This is a genomic window from Pirellulales bacterium, assembly GCA_036267355.1.
GTDB lineage: Bacteria > Planctomycetota > Planctomycetia > Pirellulales > DATAWG01 > DATAWG01.
On the sequence record DATAWG010000003.1, the window covers coordinates 34,639 to 51,450 of the forward strand.

At 62.2% G+C, this 16,812-nt stretch carries 12 protein-coding genes; 9 read left to right on the plus strand and 3 right to left on the minus strand.

What is annotated here, in order from left to right; genetic code table 11:
- Positions 1–173 precede the first annotated feature (173 nt).
- From VHX65_00380 to VHX65_00410, 7 genes are all read left to right on the plus strand, one after another.
- Positions 174–4,919 carry a DUF4082 domain-containing protein gene (locus tag VHX65_00380; GenBank protein ID HEX3996988.1) on the plus strand — a complete coding sequence of 1,582 codons (4,746 nt, stop codon included), beginning with the start codon at positions 174–176 and terminating at the stop codon, positions 4,917–4,919.
- A gap of 178 nt (positions 4,920–5,097) precedes the next feature.
- Positions 5,098–5,427, plus strand: coding sequence for a hypothetical protein (locus VHX65_00385; protein ID HEX3996989.1), 330 nt, complete (start codon positions 5,098–5,100; stop codon positions 5,425–5,427).
- Between the two features lie 122 nt (positions 5,428–5,549).
- On the plus strand, positions 5,550–6,482 hold the full coding sequence (locus VHX65_00390) for a radical SAM protein (GenBank protein ID HEX3996990.1): 933 nt from the start codon (positions 5,550–5,552) through the stop codon (positions 6,480–6,482).
- Between the two features lie 147 nt (positions 6,483–6,629).
- Positions 6,630–7,865 (plus strand): LL-diaminopimelate aminotransferase, encoded by a 1,236-nt coding sequence (locus tag VHX65_00395; GenBank protein HEX3996991.1) that lies wholly within the window; start codon positions 6,630–6,632, stop codon positions 7,863–7,865.
- A gap of 147 nt (positions 7,866–8,012) precedes the next feature.
- Positions 8,013–8,528 (plus strand): VanZ family protein, encoded by a 516-nt coding sequence (locus VHX65_00400; protein ID HEX3996992.1) that lies wholly within the window; start codon positions 8,013–8,015, stop codon positions 8,526–8,528.
- Between the two features lie 158 nt (positions 8,529–8,686).
- Positions 8,687–9,292, plus strand: coding sequence for a dTMP kinase (tmk, locus tag VHX65_00405; GenBank protein ID HEX3996993.1), 606 nt, complete (start codon positions 8,687–8,689; stop codon positions 9,290–9,292).
- A 142-nt stretch (positions 9,293–9,434) separates the two neighbouring features.
- Complete coding sequence (locus VHX65_00410; protein ID HEX3996994.1) at positions 9,435–10,493, plus strand: DNA polymerase III subunit; 1,059 nt, start codon at positions 9,435–9,437, stop codon at positions 10,491–10,493.
- A 26-nt stretch (positions 10,494–10,519) separates the two neighbouring features.
- Here the strand turns inward: VHX65_00410 and VHX65_00415 are convergent, their stop codons facing one another.
- The gene (locus VHX65_00415) at positions 10,520–11,473 is read right to left on the minus strand and encodes a hypothetical protein (GenBank protein HEX3996995.1); all 954 of its coding nucleotides are present in this window, start codon (positions 11,471–11,473) and stop codon (positions 10,520–10,522) included.
- A gap of 529 nt (positions 11,474–12,002) precedes the next feature.
- Between VHX65_00415 and VHX65_00420 the strand changes: the two genes are divergently transcribed.
- Both VHX65_00420 and VHX65_00425 read left to right on the plus strand, forming a co-directional pair.
- Positions 12,003–13,319 carry a DoxX family protein gene (locus tag VHX65_00420; protein ID HEX3996996.1) on the plus strand — a complete coding sequence of 439 codons (1,317 nt, stop codon included), beginning with the start codon at positions 12,003–12,005 and terminating at the stop codon, positions 13,317–13,319.
- Between the two features lie 185 nt (positions 13,320–13,504).
- Complete coding sequence (locus tag VHX65_00425; GenBank protein HEX3996997.1) at positions 13,505–15,256, plus strand: Gfo/Idh/MocA family oxidoreductase; 1,752 nt, start codon at positions 13,505–13,507, stop codon at positions 15,254–15,256.
- A gap of 130 nt (positions 15,257–15,386) precedes the next feature.
- Here VHX65_00425 and VHX65_00430 read toward each other — a convergent pair whose 3' ends face one another.
- On the minus strand, positions 15,387–15,956 hold the full coding sequence (locus tag VHX65_00430) for an FHA domain-containing protein (protein HEX3996998.1): 570 nt from the start codon (positions 15,954–15,956) through the stop codon (positions 15,387–15,389).
- A gap of 414 nt (positions 15,957–16,370) precedes the next feature.
- Entirely contained in the window at positions 16,371–16,808 is a 438-nt protein-coding gene (atpC, locus tag VHX65_00435) for an ATP synthase F1 subunit epsilon (GenBank protein ID HEX3996999.1), read from the minus strand.
- Positions 16,809–16,812 lie beyond the last annotated feature (4 nt).

Here is a 16,812-nt window from a genome sequence, read left to right on the forward strand (position 1 = left end):
GGGAAACGGGGCCAAGAACAGACATCTATCGCTGCACTGCTTGCAGCACCATCATCATGCGAAAACCCTTGCGCAAGCTTTTGGACCGAGTTTCGGAGCGTCATGCATCGAAGCCGGCATCGCGTTCTCAACGTGGGCGGTTGCCGCGGTTCGAGTGCCTCGAAAATCGGAACATGCTGTCGGCCGGGCCGGTGCTAGCGGCGATTCCAAATCAGACGCTTCAGGCCGGCGCGCCGCTGGAAATCCCGATCAATGCCACCAACCCAAGCGGCGATACACTCAGCTACTCGGTCACCAGTTCCAACCCGGCCATTATCGCCGATCTGCAGACCGGCAATCCGATTCTGGAACTCGACATCACGCACACCTCTAGCGGCCAGGCCGGCGACACCTCGTTTTCCGGCGTCATCGAAATCGAGCTATTTCCCACCGCCGCCCCGGACACCGTCCAGCAGATCGAAAACCTGGTCAATTCGGGCGCTTATGACGGGATCGATTTCTATCGCATCGTGCCGGGGTTCGTCGCCCAAGCGGGGCTGGATGGCGCGACCCCGCCCGTCAACGCGGATGTTCAAACATTGGACGACGAATACGACCCGGTCCTTCCCGTGGCCGATCCCGCTCAACCGTTGCAATACACAAGCGCCGGCGTGGTGGGCTTGGCGCGGACCGCGGCCGACGACAGCGGCAGCACCGAATTCTTCATCACCACCACCGCCACTTCGTCGAATCTCGACTACCAATACACGGTGTTCGGGCAGGTCGTGTCGGGCATGAACATTCTTACCGACATCGGCAATGTGCCGAACAACGTTGCGGACAACAATTTGCCCTACAGTCCGGTGACAATCACCGAGGCGACCATCACGGCCGACAACAACAATTTCGCGCTCGGCATTTCGGCGCCGGTCGGCACCACCGGCACCGGTTCGATCACGGTCACCGCCAACGACGGCAACGGCGACACGACTTCGCAAACGTTTCAGGTGACCGTCGAGGCAGACCCGAACGATCCCGGGCCGATCCTCAAGACGATTGCGGCGCAAACCACGACGGTGAACACTCCGGTCAGCTTCCAACTGCCGGCCTTCGATCTTGAAGGCGACGCGGTGACCTATTACGACCAAGCCGGTTTGGAATCGTCGCCGTTCAACTTGAGTCCGACTCAGCCGATCGGTTCGAATCTGGATGTCAGCATCGATTCGTCGACCGGCATGGTCACGGTCAGCGACAGCCTGGTTGGTGTGCAGCCGATGTTTTTTGGCGTCGCAAGTTCGGCGACGACGGGTTATGCGCCGAACACGCAAATGGTTCCGCTGTTTGTCGATCCGGCCGCGCCCACCGGGATCACGCTCGAGCCTTCGTCCGACACCGGCGCGAACAGCAGCGACGATATTACATCGCTTGACAATTCCAGCGCGGGCACGGAACTGCAGTTTGTCGTCAGCGGCGTGACACCCGGCGACGAAGTGATGTTGTTCGACGGCACGCAGCAAATCGGCGAAGCGCTCGCGTCGACCACCAGCGTCGTGGTCACGACCGATGGCTCGACGACGCTGGCCGATGGCATCGATCAAATCACGGCTGAACAAGCGTTGGAAAATCAGCAATATACGGTCGGCAATGCGACAGGAACGACAACCCTGGCCAGTGCCGCCTCAACTGCCCTGCCCTTGACGGTTGACGCCGCCGGACCGACGTTCAGCTCCAGCCCGAGCCTCACGGCCACGCTCGAATCTCCCTACAGCTACACCGCCGCGGCCAGCGATTCCGTATCGACCGGATTCACCTATGCCGTGGTTTCCGGACCGGCCGGGTTCAGTATCAACGCATCCAGTGGTGTCGTGAGTTGGACGCCGACGCTGGCCGAAGTCGGCAATAATCCGGTGCAGATCAGCGTCACCGATTTGGCCGGCAACGCCGTCGATCAATCGTTTACGGTCGTGGCGTCGTATGGTCCGCTGGCGGTTACGTCGATCACGCCTAGCGATGGAAGCACGAGCGTTCTCGCGAACTCCGCGATTCTCGTGCAGTTCAACAACCCGATGAACGCCGCGAGTTTGACGAGCGCGACGCTCGTGCTCCAGGATTCCAACGGAGACCCGGTCGCCACCACGATCAGCTACGATGCCACGAGCGGAATCGCCACAATCACGCCCAATCTTCCGCTGGCCAATTCGGCCACCTACACGCTCGACGTCGTCAGCGGCGGCGACGGCGTGGCCGATTCCAATGGCGATACGCTATCGAGCGATGTTTCCGCGTCGTTTACGACCGAGGCGCCGCTGTCGGTTGTGTCGATAACGCCCGCCGACGGAGCGACGGGCGCCGCGATCAACTCTTCGATCACCGTGCAATTCGACAACGCGATGAACACCGCCACGCTCGATTCCACCACGCTCGTGTTGCAAGATTCCGAAGGCAACACGATTGCCTCAAGCGTCAGTTACAATGCGGCCACCGACACGGCCACGATTACTCCCTCGGCCGCGCTCGCCAATTCGGCAGCGTACACGCTCACCGTGGAGAGCGGCGTCGATGGCGTCGCCGACACCGGCGGCGATACACTGGCCGGCAATTTCACGGCCTCGTTTATTACGTCCGCGATTCCCGCGGTCGTTTCGGTCGTGCCGGTCGATAATGCCACCAGCGTTGCGGCGGGCACCGCCGTCGAAGTGACGTTCAGCGAGGCAATGAACGCCGACACGATCACGCCCGCCGATTTGCGAATCGAAGATCTCGCGGGCAATGTCGTAGGCGCCACGGTCAGCTACGATTCGACCAGCGACATTGCCACGATAACGCCGACCGCGCCGCTGGCGGCCGGCTCGACATATTTGATCGACGTCGCGGGGGGCTCGTCCGGCGTTGCCGATACCAGCGGCGACACGATGGCCGACGATTTCGCCTCCTCGTTTACCGTTGCGACGGGCGTCGCCGCTCCGCAACCGAGCGCCGGGCAGTCGACGCTTTGGAGCAACTCGACCGTGCCGGCGTACAGTGACAACCCCGACCCGCTCTCGGTCGAGTTGGGCGTTCAGTTTGAGACCAGCACTGCCGGCTACATCCTTGGCATCCGCTTCTACAAAGGGGCCAGCAGCAGCGGCACCAACATCGGTAATCTTTGGTCGAGCGATGGAACACTCCTGGCCACGGCCACGTTCTCGAACGAGACGGCTTCGGGCTGGGAACAGGTCGATTTTTCGCAGCCGGTCGCTGTCCAGGCCAACACGACGTATATCGCCTCGTATTTCGCGCCGACCGGCAACTATGCCGACGGCCTGGGCTTCTTCGCCAGCGGCAGTTACACCAATGGCCCTCTCACGGCATCGAACAGCGTCTATACCTATAGCGCCGAAAGCGCGTTCCCCACGACGACGTTCGACAACAGCAACTACTATGTCGATGTCGTGTTCTCGCAAATGGTCGGGGCGGTTTCCGCGGGCCCCGGGGCCAGCGGCATTGCCGCCAATGCGCCGCTGACGATCCAATTTCTCGAGACGATGAACTCCAGCACCATCAATCCTTCCACACTGCAACTGGAAGACGGTTCCGGCAATGCCGTTGCCGCCACGGTCAGCTTCGATTCGGCAACCGACACCGCTACACTGACGCCGGCCGCTGCGCTCGCGGCCGGCGCCCAATACACCGTCGTAATCAGCGGCGGCTCGGGCGGCGTGGCCGATGCCGGCGGCACGACGCTTTCGAGCAACATCACCTGGTCGTTCACAACCGCGCCAGCCGCTCCGGCCGTCCTCTCCGTTACGCCGGCTTCCTCCGCCACCGGCTTCGACGCGGATGGATCGATTCAGATCCAGTTCAACGAAGCCGTGAACGCTGCCACGCTCACCGGCGGCACGCTGCTCTTGCAGGATTCGTCGGGCAACGACGTGGCAACGACCATCAGCTACGATGCGAACACGCAGACGGCGACGCTCGTGCCCGAGACGGCATTGAACACCTCTGCGACCTATACCGTCGTGGTCGATGGGGGCGTCGATGGCGTGGTCGACACGAATGGCAACACGATGTCGGGCAATTTCACGTCGTCGTTCACCACCGCCCCGCCGCTGAACGCCGGGACATACACCTTGTGGTCGGGCACCACGGCGCCGGCATGGGTCGATAACCCCGATCCGCGGAGCGTCGAATTGGGTCTCGAGTTCAAATCCAGCAGCAGCGGCGAAATCACCGGCATCAGCTTTTATCAAAGCTCGGGAAACACCGGTTCGCATACCGTCAATCTTTGGACAAGCGCCGGCACGCTCTTGGCCACGGCCACGTCGACGAGCACCACGGGCCCTGGTTGGGTCACGATCGATTTCGCACAGCCCGTCTATATCCAGGCCAACACGACCTACGTGGCCTCTTATTTCACGGCGGTGGGCAATTATTCCGACAACATCGGATTCTTCAGTAGCGGCAGCTTCACCAACGGACCGCTGACGGCAGTCGCCGGGGTGTATAACTACGGCTCGCAAAGCGCTTTCCCGACCGAAGTCTATAACGGCAGCAACTACTGGGTCGACGTGGTAATGACGGTTCCGCAGACCACGCAGCCGGCCGCGACTCCGGCAGCAATCGTGGCAGGTCCGGCACTGGCTTCTGCCGCAACAATTTCGCCGAGTCCGGCCGCGCCCGAAGTGTCGGCCCCGGCGACAATCGCTTCCTCGGCCGAAACGATCGCTATCCCACAGCCAGCGGTCAGCATTTCGCCAAGCCCAACCGACAGCAACGCCAACGCAGCTGCCGAAACGTCAACATCGCAATCCGGTTCTGAAACGTCGGCTGCCAGCGCAAACACGGATTCGACGCTAACCTCGGTCGACTCAACGCAGCCGGCGCAAACCACAACGCCCGGCGATTCACAGATGTCGCCCGATCAAACCACCGACGCGGATTCGCCGATCGTCCAATAGGAATTTGCGGCCGGCGACCAAAGCCGCGCCGCATTGCCGCAATTCGACGACAACTGCTTGCCGTCGGGGGAAAGAGCGACCGCAACGTTGGTCGGCAGCGGTCTTGTCAACGCTCCGGAATCGGCGACAATAGCACGCGATCGAGGCATAAGGAGCCCACACGGAGCCGATGTCCGCCATGAGCAACAAGATCGCCGTTACTGACGCGGCCAGCACGAACACCAATGCCACCAGCGCCGCCAACCGGGACTCGTCTTTTCTGTTTTCGCACTTGAAGGCCGGCGATCGCGTCGAGGTCGACCACGTCGTCACGATCGGCTCTAGCGATCGATGGTCGACCCGCACCATCGGCACCGTGGTGCGCACCGAGCGCCGCCGCCACGGCCTGCACTTCCATCGCAATCCCGACGACAAAGTCTACAGCGACGTGCTGATTCTCCGTCGCGACGACGGCGAATTGACCACCCTCACCATGGATGAATTCACGCAATTGCGGCGGGCAAAGTAAACCGGCCGTGTGGCCCTGGCAAGCGCAGTCTGCCAGTGGCGGGTCTCGCGGAGCGCTTGCACTGGCCGACTGCGCTGGCCAGTGGCACACCGTCATTTATGCGGACAGCGTATAATTGAGCCATGAATCCTGGTGCCCAGAATCCTGTTTCGCCGCATGTGCCGCTGGCGCTGCATGCGCTTCACGAACGCTCGTTCGCGGACAATCGGTTCGTATATCCGGTGCTGAGCCGGCGCAGCGGCGGGCTGTCGATCGGCGTGAACCTCAATCCCGACAAGGTGTGCAATTTCGATTGCATTTATTGCCAAGTCGATCGCCGCGAGCAGAGCGAAACGCGATTCGTGGCAATGCCGGCGCTCTTGGCCGAGCTCGATGCCATGCTCGGTCTGGTGGCCGGGGGGCGGATTTACGAGACCGAAAAATTCCGCGCTACGCCCGAGCCGCTCCGCCGCCTGAACGACATCGCATTCTCCGGCGACGGCGAACCGACGACCTATCGCAATTTCGACGAGATCATCGCCGCCTGCGCCGAGTTGAAGCGGCGGCACGGCCTTGATGCCGTAAAGATGGTGTTGATCAGCAACGCCAGCATGTTTCACCGCCCGCACGTCCGCCGCGGTCTCGAGATTCTCGACGCCAATCAGGGGGAAATTTGGGCCAAGCTCGAATGGGGCACCGAGGCCTATTATCAGCTTGTCGAGCGGACCCCGATTCCCATGCGCCGGATTTTGGATAATATCACGGCGGCGGCGCGAGTGCGGCCGCTTGTGATCCAATCGTTGTTCATGCGGATTCAAGGCGAGCCGCCACCGGCGGAGGAGCAAGCGGCATATTGCGAGCGATTGCAGGAAATCGTCGCCGCCGGAGGGCACATCAAGCTCGTGCAGATTTACACGGTGGCCCGCCGCCCCGCCGAGGATTTCGTTGCCCCCCTCACCGACAATGAAGTCGATGCCCTGGTCGCCCTGGTCCGCGAGCGAACCCAACTGCCCACCGCCGCCTTCTACGGCCAAGAGGAAGGGGCGACGGGCGAGTCAGGAAGGGGCGAGGGGTGAGGGGCGAGGGGCCAGTGAAATGGATTCAACCGCATAGAAAACGCCCACCCGGCCTGTTGCCCTTCACCAGATTTCCCGCGCCTTACGACGCCCGTTCCGAACCACGAACCCCCTCGCCCCTCGCCCCTAACCCTCGCCCCTTCGCCCATGCCCGACCCCTACTTTCAAACCCGTTTCGCGGATCGCATCGGCGGCGCCAATTACGGCAAGGGAACCGAGATCTATAAGTTCGAGAAGATCAAACGGGCCAAGCGGAAGGCGCTGGCCGATCATCCGGAGCGGCAACTAGTGGATTTCGGTATCGGCGAAAACGACGAAATGGCCCCCGAGAGCATCCGGGCCGTCATGTCCCGCGAGATCAATCGCCCGGAGAATCGCGGCTACGCCGACAACGGGATCGCCGCCTACAAGGAGGCCGCGGCCCGATTCATGCATCGCGAATTGGGCGTCGAACTCGATCCGGTCACGGAAGTGAACCATTGCATCGGCTCGAAGCCGGCGCTGGCGATGATCCCGGCCGCGTTTATCAACCCCGGCGATGTGACGCTGATGACCGTGCCCGGCTATCCCGTCGCCGGCACGCACACGCGCTACTACGGCGGCGAAGTGCATCGATTGCCGCTGTTGGCCAAGAACGATTTCTTTCCCGATCTGGAATCGATCCCCGCCGACGTGCTGCGGCGCGCGAAACTCTTGGTGCTCAACTATCCGAATAGCCCGACCGGCCGGGTGGCCACGCGCGAATTTTACGAGCGCGTCGTTCAGTTCGCCCTGCGGAATCAAATCGTGGTCGTGCAAGACGCGGCCCACATCATGCTTACCTATGAAGGCAAGCCGGTCAGCTTTCTATCCGTGCCGGGGGCAAAAGAAGTCGGCGTCGAAGTGCATTCCATGTCGAAGGGTTTTCACATGATCGGCTGGCGATTGGGCTGGGTGAGTGGGCACGAGCGGATCGTGCGGGCCTTTGCCGACGTGAAAGACAACAGCGACTCGGGCCAATTCATCGCCATCCAAAAAGCCGCCGCCGCGGCGCTCGACGACACGACGATCCCGCCGCAGGTACGGCAGAAATATCGCCGGCGATTGGAAAAACTCGTGGCCACGCTGTCGCGCTGCGGCTTCACCTGCCGCATGCCGGGCGGTACATACTTTCTTTACACGCCCAGCCCTCGTGGCATCGTCGGCGGGCCACGGTTCGAGTCGGCCGAGGCTGTCAGCCAATATTTGATCACCGAGCATTCGATTTGCACGGTCCCCTGGGACGACGCCGGTTCGTTCCTGCGATTCTCCGTCACTTATGAAGCGCCCGACGAAGCGGCGGAAGATCGGTTGATGGCCGAAACCGAAGTGCGGCTGAAGCAAATCCGCCCCGAGTTCGGTTAGGCCGCTCGATGCGCGTTGCTCCGCCGGCGTAAAGTGGCAGGCATACTCCGTATGCCGTCTGCGCACCTGGGAGCGTTGCACACGGAGCAAGGCGGATGGCACACGGAGTGTGCCTGCTACATTAACTTCTGCCAACGGCGACAAAAGATGTTCCCACCGATCGAGCCCGACTTGCCGCCGCGAAGGCACGTCGAACCGCCGCGAATCATTATCGTTCCCGACCCGCCGCGCAGCCGGTTCCGCCGCTATTTTCCAGTTGCGCTGGTGGGACTGTGGATGGTCGTGATTTTCATGGCATCGACCGGCCTCGGCCGGCCGGAGAATAGCGCACGAATCCTCGATCCGATTCTGCAGTTCTTCAACGTCAAAAATGTCGGCGCCGTCCAGATTGTGTTTCGCAAGTTGGGGCACGTCACCGAGTATTCGATTTTCGCTTTGCTGCTTTCCTATTTATTGCTCAGCCGTCGGGCGCTGCGGCAATGGTGGTTCGCGATCGCGCTGGCTTGCATTTTCCTGTATGCCTGCTCGGATGAATTTCATCAGATCTTCGTGCCGGAGCGGCACGCATCGATGCACGACGTGATGATCGACACGACCAGCGGTTTCGTGGTATTGTCGCTCGTCGCAGGCCTCCGCCGCCTATTCCGGCAACGCGAGATCTAATTGGCTAAAACATCCACGTTGCTACAGCGTCGAATTCCCGCGATCAGTGCCGCAGCGTCGCGCGGTCGGCCTCCGCGACGGAGCCGCGGTCTACGTAGCCCGCCGCTCCGCGGCGGATTGTCTTCCTCGTCCCTCGTCCCTCGCCCCTCGCCCCTACCATGTTCTACTCCTTCGACGGCATCGATGGCGGCGGCAAATCGACACAGTTGAAGCTGTTTTGCGATTGGCTCACGGAGCGCGGCGAGCAAGTCGTCGCTTGCCGCGATCCGGGAAGCACGCCGCTCGGCGAGGCGGTGCGCAATCTGCTTTTGAACCGCGCCGATCTGGCGATCCATCGGCGCAGCGAGATGCTGCTGTATATGGCGGCCCGGGCGCAATTGGTCGAAGAGGTGATTCGCCCAGCACTGGCCGCGGGCAGGACCGTCGTCAGCGACCGATTTCTGTTGGCCAATGTGGTATATCAGGGACACGCCGGCGGCCTTGATGTCGAGCAGTTGTGGCGGATCGGCGAAGCGACCACGGCGGGCATCCGGCCCGATCTGACGTTTTTATTGGACATGGATCCGCAAGCCGCAACCAATCGCATCCGCCGCGCGCCCGATCGGATGGAATCGCAGGGCGAAGAGTTCCGCCGCCGGCTGCGAGGTGGTTTTTTGGCGGAAGCCGCGCGCCAGCCGGAACGAATCCGGCGAATCGACGCGAATCGGTCGATCGACGAAGTGCAAGCCGAGATTCGCCGCGCGACGGAAGAAAACATGCGTTGAAAGCCCGGCGACGGGGCCTCCTCGCTAACGCTTCGGGCTAGTGTGCCGCAAGTCGCAATGTCACACTAGCCCGAAGCGTTAGCGAGGACGGCGAACCAGAGCGGCAGCAATACTCTTAGAACCACCAAGGCAAGATCGCCTGATGAACTGGCATGGCATTGTAGGACACGACGATGTGGTCGAGCGGTTTCGCGGCATGCTTGCGCGCGGCCGGCTGGCGAGCACGTTTTTATTCGTCGGGCCGAGCGGCGTCGGCAAGCGGAAGTTTGCCATGAAGCTCGCTCAAGCCTTGCTTTGCCAGTCTCGGCCGGCCGAATTGTTGGACCCGTGCGAGCGCTGTCCGAGCTGTTTGCAGGTGTTGGCCGGCACGCATCCGGATTTGGATGTCGTCAGCAAGCCGGCCGACAAAAGCGCTATACCCGTGGCACTGCTGATCGGCGACAAAGAGCATCGCATGCATGAAGGCTTGTGCCACAAGATCGGATTGAAGCCGTTTGCCGGGGGGCGGAAGATCGCGATCATCGACGACGCCGACGATTTGAATCAAGAAGGAGCCAACGCGCTGCTGAAAACACTCGAAGAGCCGCCGCCGCGATCCGTGCTGATCTTGATCGGCACCAGCGCCGACCGGCAATTGCCCACGATCCGCTCGCGAGCCCAACTGATTCGCTTCCGCCCGCTCGACGACGCGACCGTGGCCCGATTGCTGGTTGAAAATGGCGTTGTCGGCGATCCGCGCGAGGCGGCCCGACTGGCGATCCATAGCGGTGGGAGCGTGGCGCGGGCCGCGGAATTGGCCGATGCGGCGCTGTGGGAATTCCGCGGGCAATTGCTCGGCGTGCTCGCGGGCTTGCCGGCCGACAGCGTCGCGGCAGCCAAGCATGTGATCGAATTTGTCGATTCGGCCGGCAAAGAAGCAGGTCCGCGCCGAGCCCGCAGCCGGCTTTTGGCGGGCTTCGCCATCGAATTCTTCCGGCTGCTGCTGCGGCAGCTCAATGGCATGCCGCCCTCGGGCGACGCCGAATTGGCCGCGCTCGTCGAGCGGGCCGAGCGAAACGGTTGGACTGAGGAAGCCGCCACCGCGGCCCTCGATCGCTGCCTGGAAACGCTCAGCCACATCGACCGCAACGCCAATCAAACCACGATGATCGAATGCTGGATCGACGATCTGGCCGAGACGGCAAGCGATGCGAGGCTTTGAGGCTTGAGACTTTGAGGCACGACGGCTCAGCCCGCTGTCTTCGCTCCCGCAGCGGCTGGCGCCGGCGAAGCCGATGACGTTGCCGGCGACGCTGCCGACTTCTGATCGGCGGGCGTTGCCGCCGGGCGAGCGTCGGCCATCTTGATCGCCTTGTCGGTGAGGGCCATCGCGGCGCGGATTTGGTCCTGCGAGAAGACCGGCCGCGTGAAGCCGGTGTGCGGGAAGTGCTTCATGTCGGCCAATTTGTCCCAGCTCAAGTGGTTCGCCAAATGCCATGCCGCGGCCTGGGCGGTTTGTTGATCGACCTTGCCCGTGCCGAGTAAACGGCAAATCTCTTGCACCTCGGGGCTGCTGGTGTATTTTTCGACCGGCACGATCGTGTACGGCACATGAGAATTCGGCTCAGCCTTGCCGTATTCAAGACACACTGTCGGCAGCTTGAGCTTTACGACGCGTTCGGGTGGAATGCTGAACGCCGCGCCGCCGGCGCCACCACCCGCCTGGGCATTGCCTTGCGCCGCGGCCTGCGCGTTCGCCACTGCGCCGCCGAAGCCGCCCTGCCGCTGCTGATTGTTGTTCGTGCCGGTCCCCACGGATTGGTTCTTGTTGTTATTGTTGTTGTTGTTAGTGCCGGTGGTGCGATTGTTGCCGCCGGCGTTATTGGCGCCTTGAAACTGCGCCAAGACCGGCATCGCCGCGAATGCGTCGGGCAAATGCACGTTGAGCGGCTTGTCGGTGTTGTTGGTGAGGATCAGCGTCGCTTCGCGCGAGTTTTTCGGAATGAACTGCACGCCGAGATCGCCATCGCGCATCAAGTCGAACAGATTGACGTCGGAAGCCGACGACGATGTCGCGGGCGCATTTTCGGAGCCGGGGTTGCCGGGCGCGGGATCGGCGGCAGACAATCGCGTTGCCCCGGCCGCGAGGGCGAGTGCCAATGTAATTCCGGACAGCCAACGAAAGCGGAAAGCAGTAGCCATGACGAGAACCTCCGTTCCACAGAGATGAGAAAAGTGCTCACGGTGGTTCGCCAAGGCTGGCTCGAATTCGGTCGCATCATCCGACCGATCGTCGACGCCAAACCTACCCTCTGCCACCGCAATTAACCCTAGAATAGTCGCTTCGCGCCGCGAAACCAAGAGAATTTCCGCGCCGCGCTTAGAATTCACCAGCCCGCATTCGATGCGCTCTCGACCGCCTCAAGCCCAGGGAAGGCCGCCGCCGGTCGAGCCATTGCCAGTGCATTCCTGGGCCTTCCCTGGGAGCGGCGGGAAAACGATTTCCTTCCGCACCGCCGTCGGGCCCAGGAATTTTCCCGCCGCCCGGTTGGCAAGTGCCGCATCGGTAGCAATAATCAAAAGATCGATCGCCCCAGTCGTTCTTCCCACCCCGGCAGCCGCCGGTTATCCCACCCCAATTCGCTAGACAATCGCCCCGCGCGCCGGGGGCGGGAGGTGCTCTCTGATTAGCCGACGTTACGAATACGCGACCGCAACGATCGTTCTCTTGGTGCTTTTGCGACTCGCGATCGGCTGGCATTTCTTCAAGGAAGGGATGTCGCATCATGTCGATAAGACATGGTCGAGCGAGGGTTTCTTGCGGCAAGCGAAGGGGCCGCTGGCGGATGCGTATCATTCCGTGCTGCCGGACCTTCACGGCTGGAATCGGCTGATGCTCGCCCCGCTGAGCGACAAGAGCCCCGCCGACGCGACCGACAATGCCGCGGAAGCCAAGGAACCGGCGGCCACCAAAGAAGCAGCGCCGAAGGAGGAAGCAGCGCCGAAGGATGCCGCCGAGCCGAAAGCGGCGAATGCGGCGAAAGCAAAGTTGGCGGTTGTAGCGGTCGCGGATCATGGGGTGGCTGATGGAGCGACCGAGAAGTCGCCCGACAAAAAAACCGCGGCAAAAAAGGGCGGTGAATCCGCCGACAAAACAGCCGCTGACGAAGGCAAAGTCACAGCGGGCAAGACTTCCGATGCCGCCTCCGCCGCGAAAAAAGCGGCCAGTTCTTCCTCGGCGATCTACGATGCGTGGCTCAAATCCGCAGTCAGCGATTGGAAGGCCGACATCACGAAAGACGCCGAAGCCTACCACTTTACCGACGATCAAAAATCCAAGGCCGACGCGATCCTCGCCGATACCAAGCGGCGGATGAAAGACGATCTGGAAGACTATGAGCCCGACATGCGGATGTATCGCGAGCTCGTAGCCCGCGCCCAAGCGATGCCGCTGGCGCCTGGCGGCGAAGTGATTCCGAATGAAGTCGCCCGCAGCGCGGCGGCCCAGCAAAACCCGCTCGGCGAACGGGGCCTCAACGGGCAATCGTCGCCGCTGGCGACCACCCCCGCCGCATGGCAGTCCGACGCTCAAGCGGTCGACCAATACTTTCACGACCAACTGCGCGGCCTGTTGACGCCCGAACAGCGTGAAATGGCCGCGCCGCCAAGCGCTGCCAGCCGTCTGCACGACATCGACCTCGCCATCGGCTGGACACTGATGATCGTCGGCGGATTGCTGATCGTCGGCTTGTTCACTCGCGTGGCGGCCGTGGTGGGCGCGTTGTTTTTGCTGTCGATTATTTTTGCCCAACCCCCTTGGCTGGCAACCTCGGTGCAAACCTATACGTATAATCAGACGGTCGAGATGTTGGCTCTGTTGGCTTTGGCCACCACGCCCGTTGGCCGATGGGGTGGTCTGGATTATTTCCTCGGCCTGTGTTGCAGCGGATGCTGCCGGAGCCGGGCGAAAACCGTCGTCGAGCCGCCGAAAGCAACCCTCCCGCCCGGCGTGAACATGCCGCCGAACATGAAGAAGCGTTTGTCCTGATACAGCCTCGCTCAGGCATCGAGCCGGTGTCTGGGCTCCGCCCCTACGAGCCCGAAGCGTTAGCGAGGGCGCCTATCGGTGGATTTACCATTCACGAATTTCCCGTCCTGGGAAAGCCCGTCGAGCCCTCCAATTCAATCTGCAAGCCGCTATTGCGAGCGAAAAACGGCCACAAGGAACCCGCTATGAATCTGACGCCCGAAGAACGTGCGATCGGTAAAGAAAATTTTCAAGCCGCCATTGGCAGCGAATACACGCGCCGCGATTTCCTCAAAGGAACGCTTGCTGCCACCGTGGCCGGCGCCGGGTTGGGAGCGATGTACTTCGGGTATGCCGAAGGGGGGCCGCCGAAAAACCCGCTACGCGTCGGCTATATCGGCGTCGGCGACGAAGGGGAAGTGTTGCTCGGTGCGTTGCATTCCGAGAACACGCGAAAATACATCCAAGTGGTCGCGATTTCCGATATCCGGCCGTTCAGCGTCCACCGCGCGTTTCACGGCGACCACTCGAGCCCCGACGCCCTCGGCCGGCGCCCCGGCTTGATGTCGATGTACGGCTGGAAGACGGAAGACGAAGCCCGCAAGCACATCAAGGTGTACGATAAAGACTACATGGATCTGCTGAACGATCCGAATGTCGAAGCCGTCGTGATCGCGTTGCCGCTGCATTTGCACAGCGTGGCCTCGATCAAGGCCATGCGCAAGGGAAAGCACGTCATCACCGAAAAGCTGATGGGCCATAGTGTCCACGAATGCAAGGAGATGGGCCGCGTCGCCAAGGAAACGAACAAAATCCTCGCCGTCGGCCATCAGCGGAACTACAGCGTACTGTACGACAACGCCAAATGGCTCATCCGCCACGGACTGCTGGGCGATCTGCACTACATCCGCGCCCAATGGCATCGCGGCAATTTGCCCGGCCACGATAGTTGGCAAATGCCGATGCCGGGCGACGAAAAGCTCGTCAGGCAAGTGCTGCACTTGGAAAAAATCATCGCCTCGAAAAGCGCCAAGCCGGCCGATATCGACGAGGCCGAAAAGTTGCTGGCCCAGGTGAAAGCACAACAGGCCGACGCAAAGGTGAACGCCGCGGCCTACGGCTACGAATCGCTCACCCTGCCCGACGGAAAGCAGCGCAGCGCGCTCGAGGAACTGATCCGCTGGCGGCTATGGAACCGCACCGGCGCCGGCTTGATGGCCGAGCTCGGCAGCCATCAGCTCGACGCCGCCGGCATCTTGATCGGCGCCGCGCTCGAACGGGCCCACGGCACCGAGCACGAGCATGGCCTGCCGCTGAATGTCACCGGGTTGGGGGGCAGGTATATCTTCCCCATGGATCGCGATTGCGAAGACCATGTCTATTGCATGTACGAATTCCCCGGTCCCGAGTATCACAAAGATCCGAACAAGAAAATCGCGCTCACCTATTCGTCGATCAACGGCAACGGTTTTGGCGACTACGGCGAAGTGGTGATGGGCACCGAGGGAACGCTGGTGCTGGAAAAGGAACAGGAGGCGATGCTCTTCAAATCGGCCTCGACCGGCACGCACATCAAGGTGTCGGAAGACAAGGGCGGGCCAGTGCTCGACACCGCCGAGAGCGGCGGGCATGCCGTCGCCGTGGGCGCCGCAGCGCTCGACGCGAGCCCGATCAGCCGCGGCTACACCGAAGAACTCGAACATTGGGCATGGTGCATCCAGAATCCGGCCCCGGATCACAAGCCCCGCGTCGGCCCGGCCGTCGCCTTGGCCGATGCCGTGATTGCGCTGGTCAGCAGCATGGCGATCCGCGATCCGAAGGAAAAGGCGCGGATCGAATTCAACAAGGCATGGTTCGATCTTTCGAGCGACGAAACGCCCGAGGGAATCAAGCCCGACTTGAATCGCGACGAATACAAGCCGTCGTCGTCGAGCAAAAGCAATCCAAGCTCCGTGTAGCCCCGAGCAGTTGCGCGGAGCCCGCAGCGCAAGCAAGGACGGCTGAGGCCGTTTGCGACTCGGGCGAATTTGCGCAGCGCAATTTCGCGCACTCCCGATATTCGCGGCAACGAGCGACGTCCGCTGCCGCCTATGCGGTTTTGACGAGAACGTTGCACCCAACTGCCACACGACGATCTTCCAGGCCGAAGGCCCGCCGGATGTCGCCCAGCAGGCTGTCGATTTCACGATCGGCGGCGGTGTCCTGCGGGCCGGAGGATTTGCCGCGCGGGGATTCGTTCTTCGGGTTCCGCGCGTCGTGCTCGGCGTCGGTTGGATGCGAGAGCCGCAGCACCGTGTCGCCGCGGCGGATGCGGATGCGGAATTCATAGGGCCCAGTCTTCAGCAAATCGCCGTCGTGCAGCTCCGCTTTTTCCACGGGCCGGTCGTTCACCAGCACCTCGGGCGCGAAGCCGAGCCAACGCAAGCCGACCCCATCGGGATTCAAAAGCAGATAGCAATGCGCGGCGGGAAACTGCTCGGCCCCCAACATTAAATCCGAATCGGTCGCGCTGCCGATCAGAAATGCCGGCCGCACGATCGGCCGAATCCGCTGCCGCGCTCGGCCGCGGATGATCTCGAGCGTCGCCTGCGGAAGGCTCGACCTCGAATGCGGACCGGAAGGATCTTGTGAATTGTGCAACCGGTAGTTCCTCGACATGTCGGCTCCCGAAGATCGCTCGATCGCGGGCGGTTCTTCACGCCCGCCGCCGGAGCATCGCTTGCACTGGTTTCGGCAAGCGGCCGACGTAGCGGCCACTACGAATCGCCGACCGGCAGCGGAATTCCGCCCGCGGAGTAGCGATCGGGTGAATTGGCCGAACTTTGAGCATTGACCGGATTAGAAGGGACGAAGCGGGTGGGGCACTGGCACCAGCCGTGTGCCACTGGCAAGCGACGTCTGCCAGTGCGAGCACCGCACAGGCCCGAATTGCAAGAAAGCAACGCCGGTCGAGGGCGCCATACCACTAGGGGGCCGCTCGTATGGCAAGCCAACTCGCGGTTCTCACGGGCAGACTGCGCTTGCCAGTGGCACACAGTCTCAAATGGCCATCGCATGTAGATGGCGCGCTCGCTAGTGCGAGGGCTGTTTGCCGAGGCGGTCGGCGATATGGATTTGGGCCCGGGCTTGCAGTTCTTCCCGGTCGCGGATCGCCATCATCTCGGGCGAATGGGCCACGCGGGCCCTGGCAGCCTCGAGCTGCTCGCGGGCCTTGTTCGCGTCGAGCTTGTCGGCCGGGATCGCCCGATTCGTGAGCACCGAGACGAGATTATCGGCCACCTGCACGAACCCGCCGTCGAGGTAGTAGTGCTCCGTTTTCGAATCTTCGACGACGCGCAATTCGCCGTAGCCCAGCCGTCCAATGAATGGACTATGATCGGGGCCGACGCCGATTTCCCCGTCGAATAGCGGCAGCGCGACGAAGCGGGCGCTGGCGTCGAGCAGCGTCGCCTCGGGCGTTACCACGCTGCAATGCAATTCCTTGCCGGCGGTTTTTCCGTGATCGGGCATGGGC

Coding starts and splice junctions, on each gene's coding strand:
- VHX65_00395 (HEX3996991.1), top strand. CDS start 6,630: ATGCCCGACCCCTACTTTCAAACCCGTTTCGCGGATCGCATCGGCGGC.
- VHX65_00425 (HEX3996997.1), top strand. CDS start 13,505: ATGAATCTGACGCCCGAAGAACGTGCGATCGGTAAAGAAAATTTTCAA.
- VHX65_00410 (HEX3996994.1), top strand. CDS start 9,435: ATGAACTGGCATGGCATTGTAGGACACGACGATGTGGTCGAGCGGTTT.
- atpC (HEX3996999.1), bottom strand. CDS start 16,808: ATGCCCGATCACGGAAAAACCGCCGGCAAGGAATTGCATTGCAGCGTG.
- VHX65_00400 (HEX3996992.1), top strand. CDS start 8,013: ATGTTCCCACCGATCGAGCCCGACTTGCCGCCGCGAAGGCACGTCGAA.
- VHX65_00415 (HEX3996995.1), bottom strand. CDS start 11,473: ATGGCTACTGCTTTCCGCTTTCGTTGGCTGTCCGGAATTACATTGGCA.
- VHX65_00380 (HEX3996988.1), top strand. CDS start 174: ATGCTGTCGGCCGGGCCGGTGCTAGCGGCGATTCCAAATCAGACGCTT.
- VHX65_00430 (HEX3996998.1), bottom strand. CDS start 15,956: ATGTCGAGGAACTACCGGTTGCACAATTCACAAGATCCTTCCGGTCCG.
- tmk (HEX3996993.1), top strand. CDS start 8,687: ATGTTCTACTCCTTCGACGGCATCGATGGCGGCGGCAAATCGACACAG.
- VHX65_00390 (HEX3996990.1), top strand. CDS start 5,550: ATGAATCCTGGTGCCCAGAATCCTGTTTCGCCGCATGTGCCGCTGGCG.
- VHX65_00385 (HEX3996989.1), top strand. CDS start 5,098: ATGAGCAACAAGATCGCCGTTACTGACGCGGCCAGCACGAACACCAAT.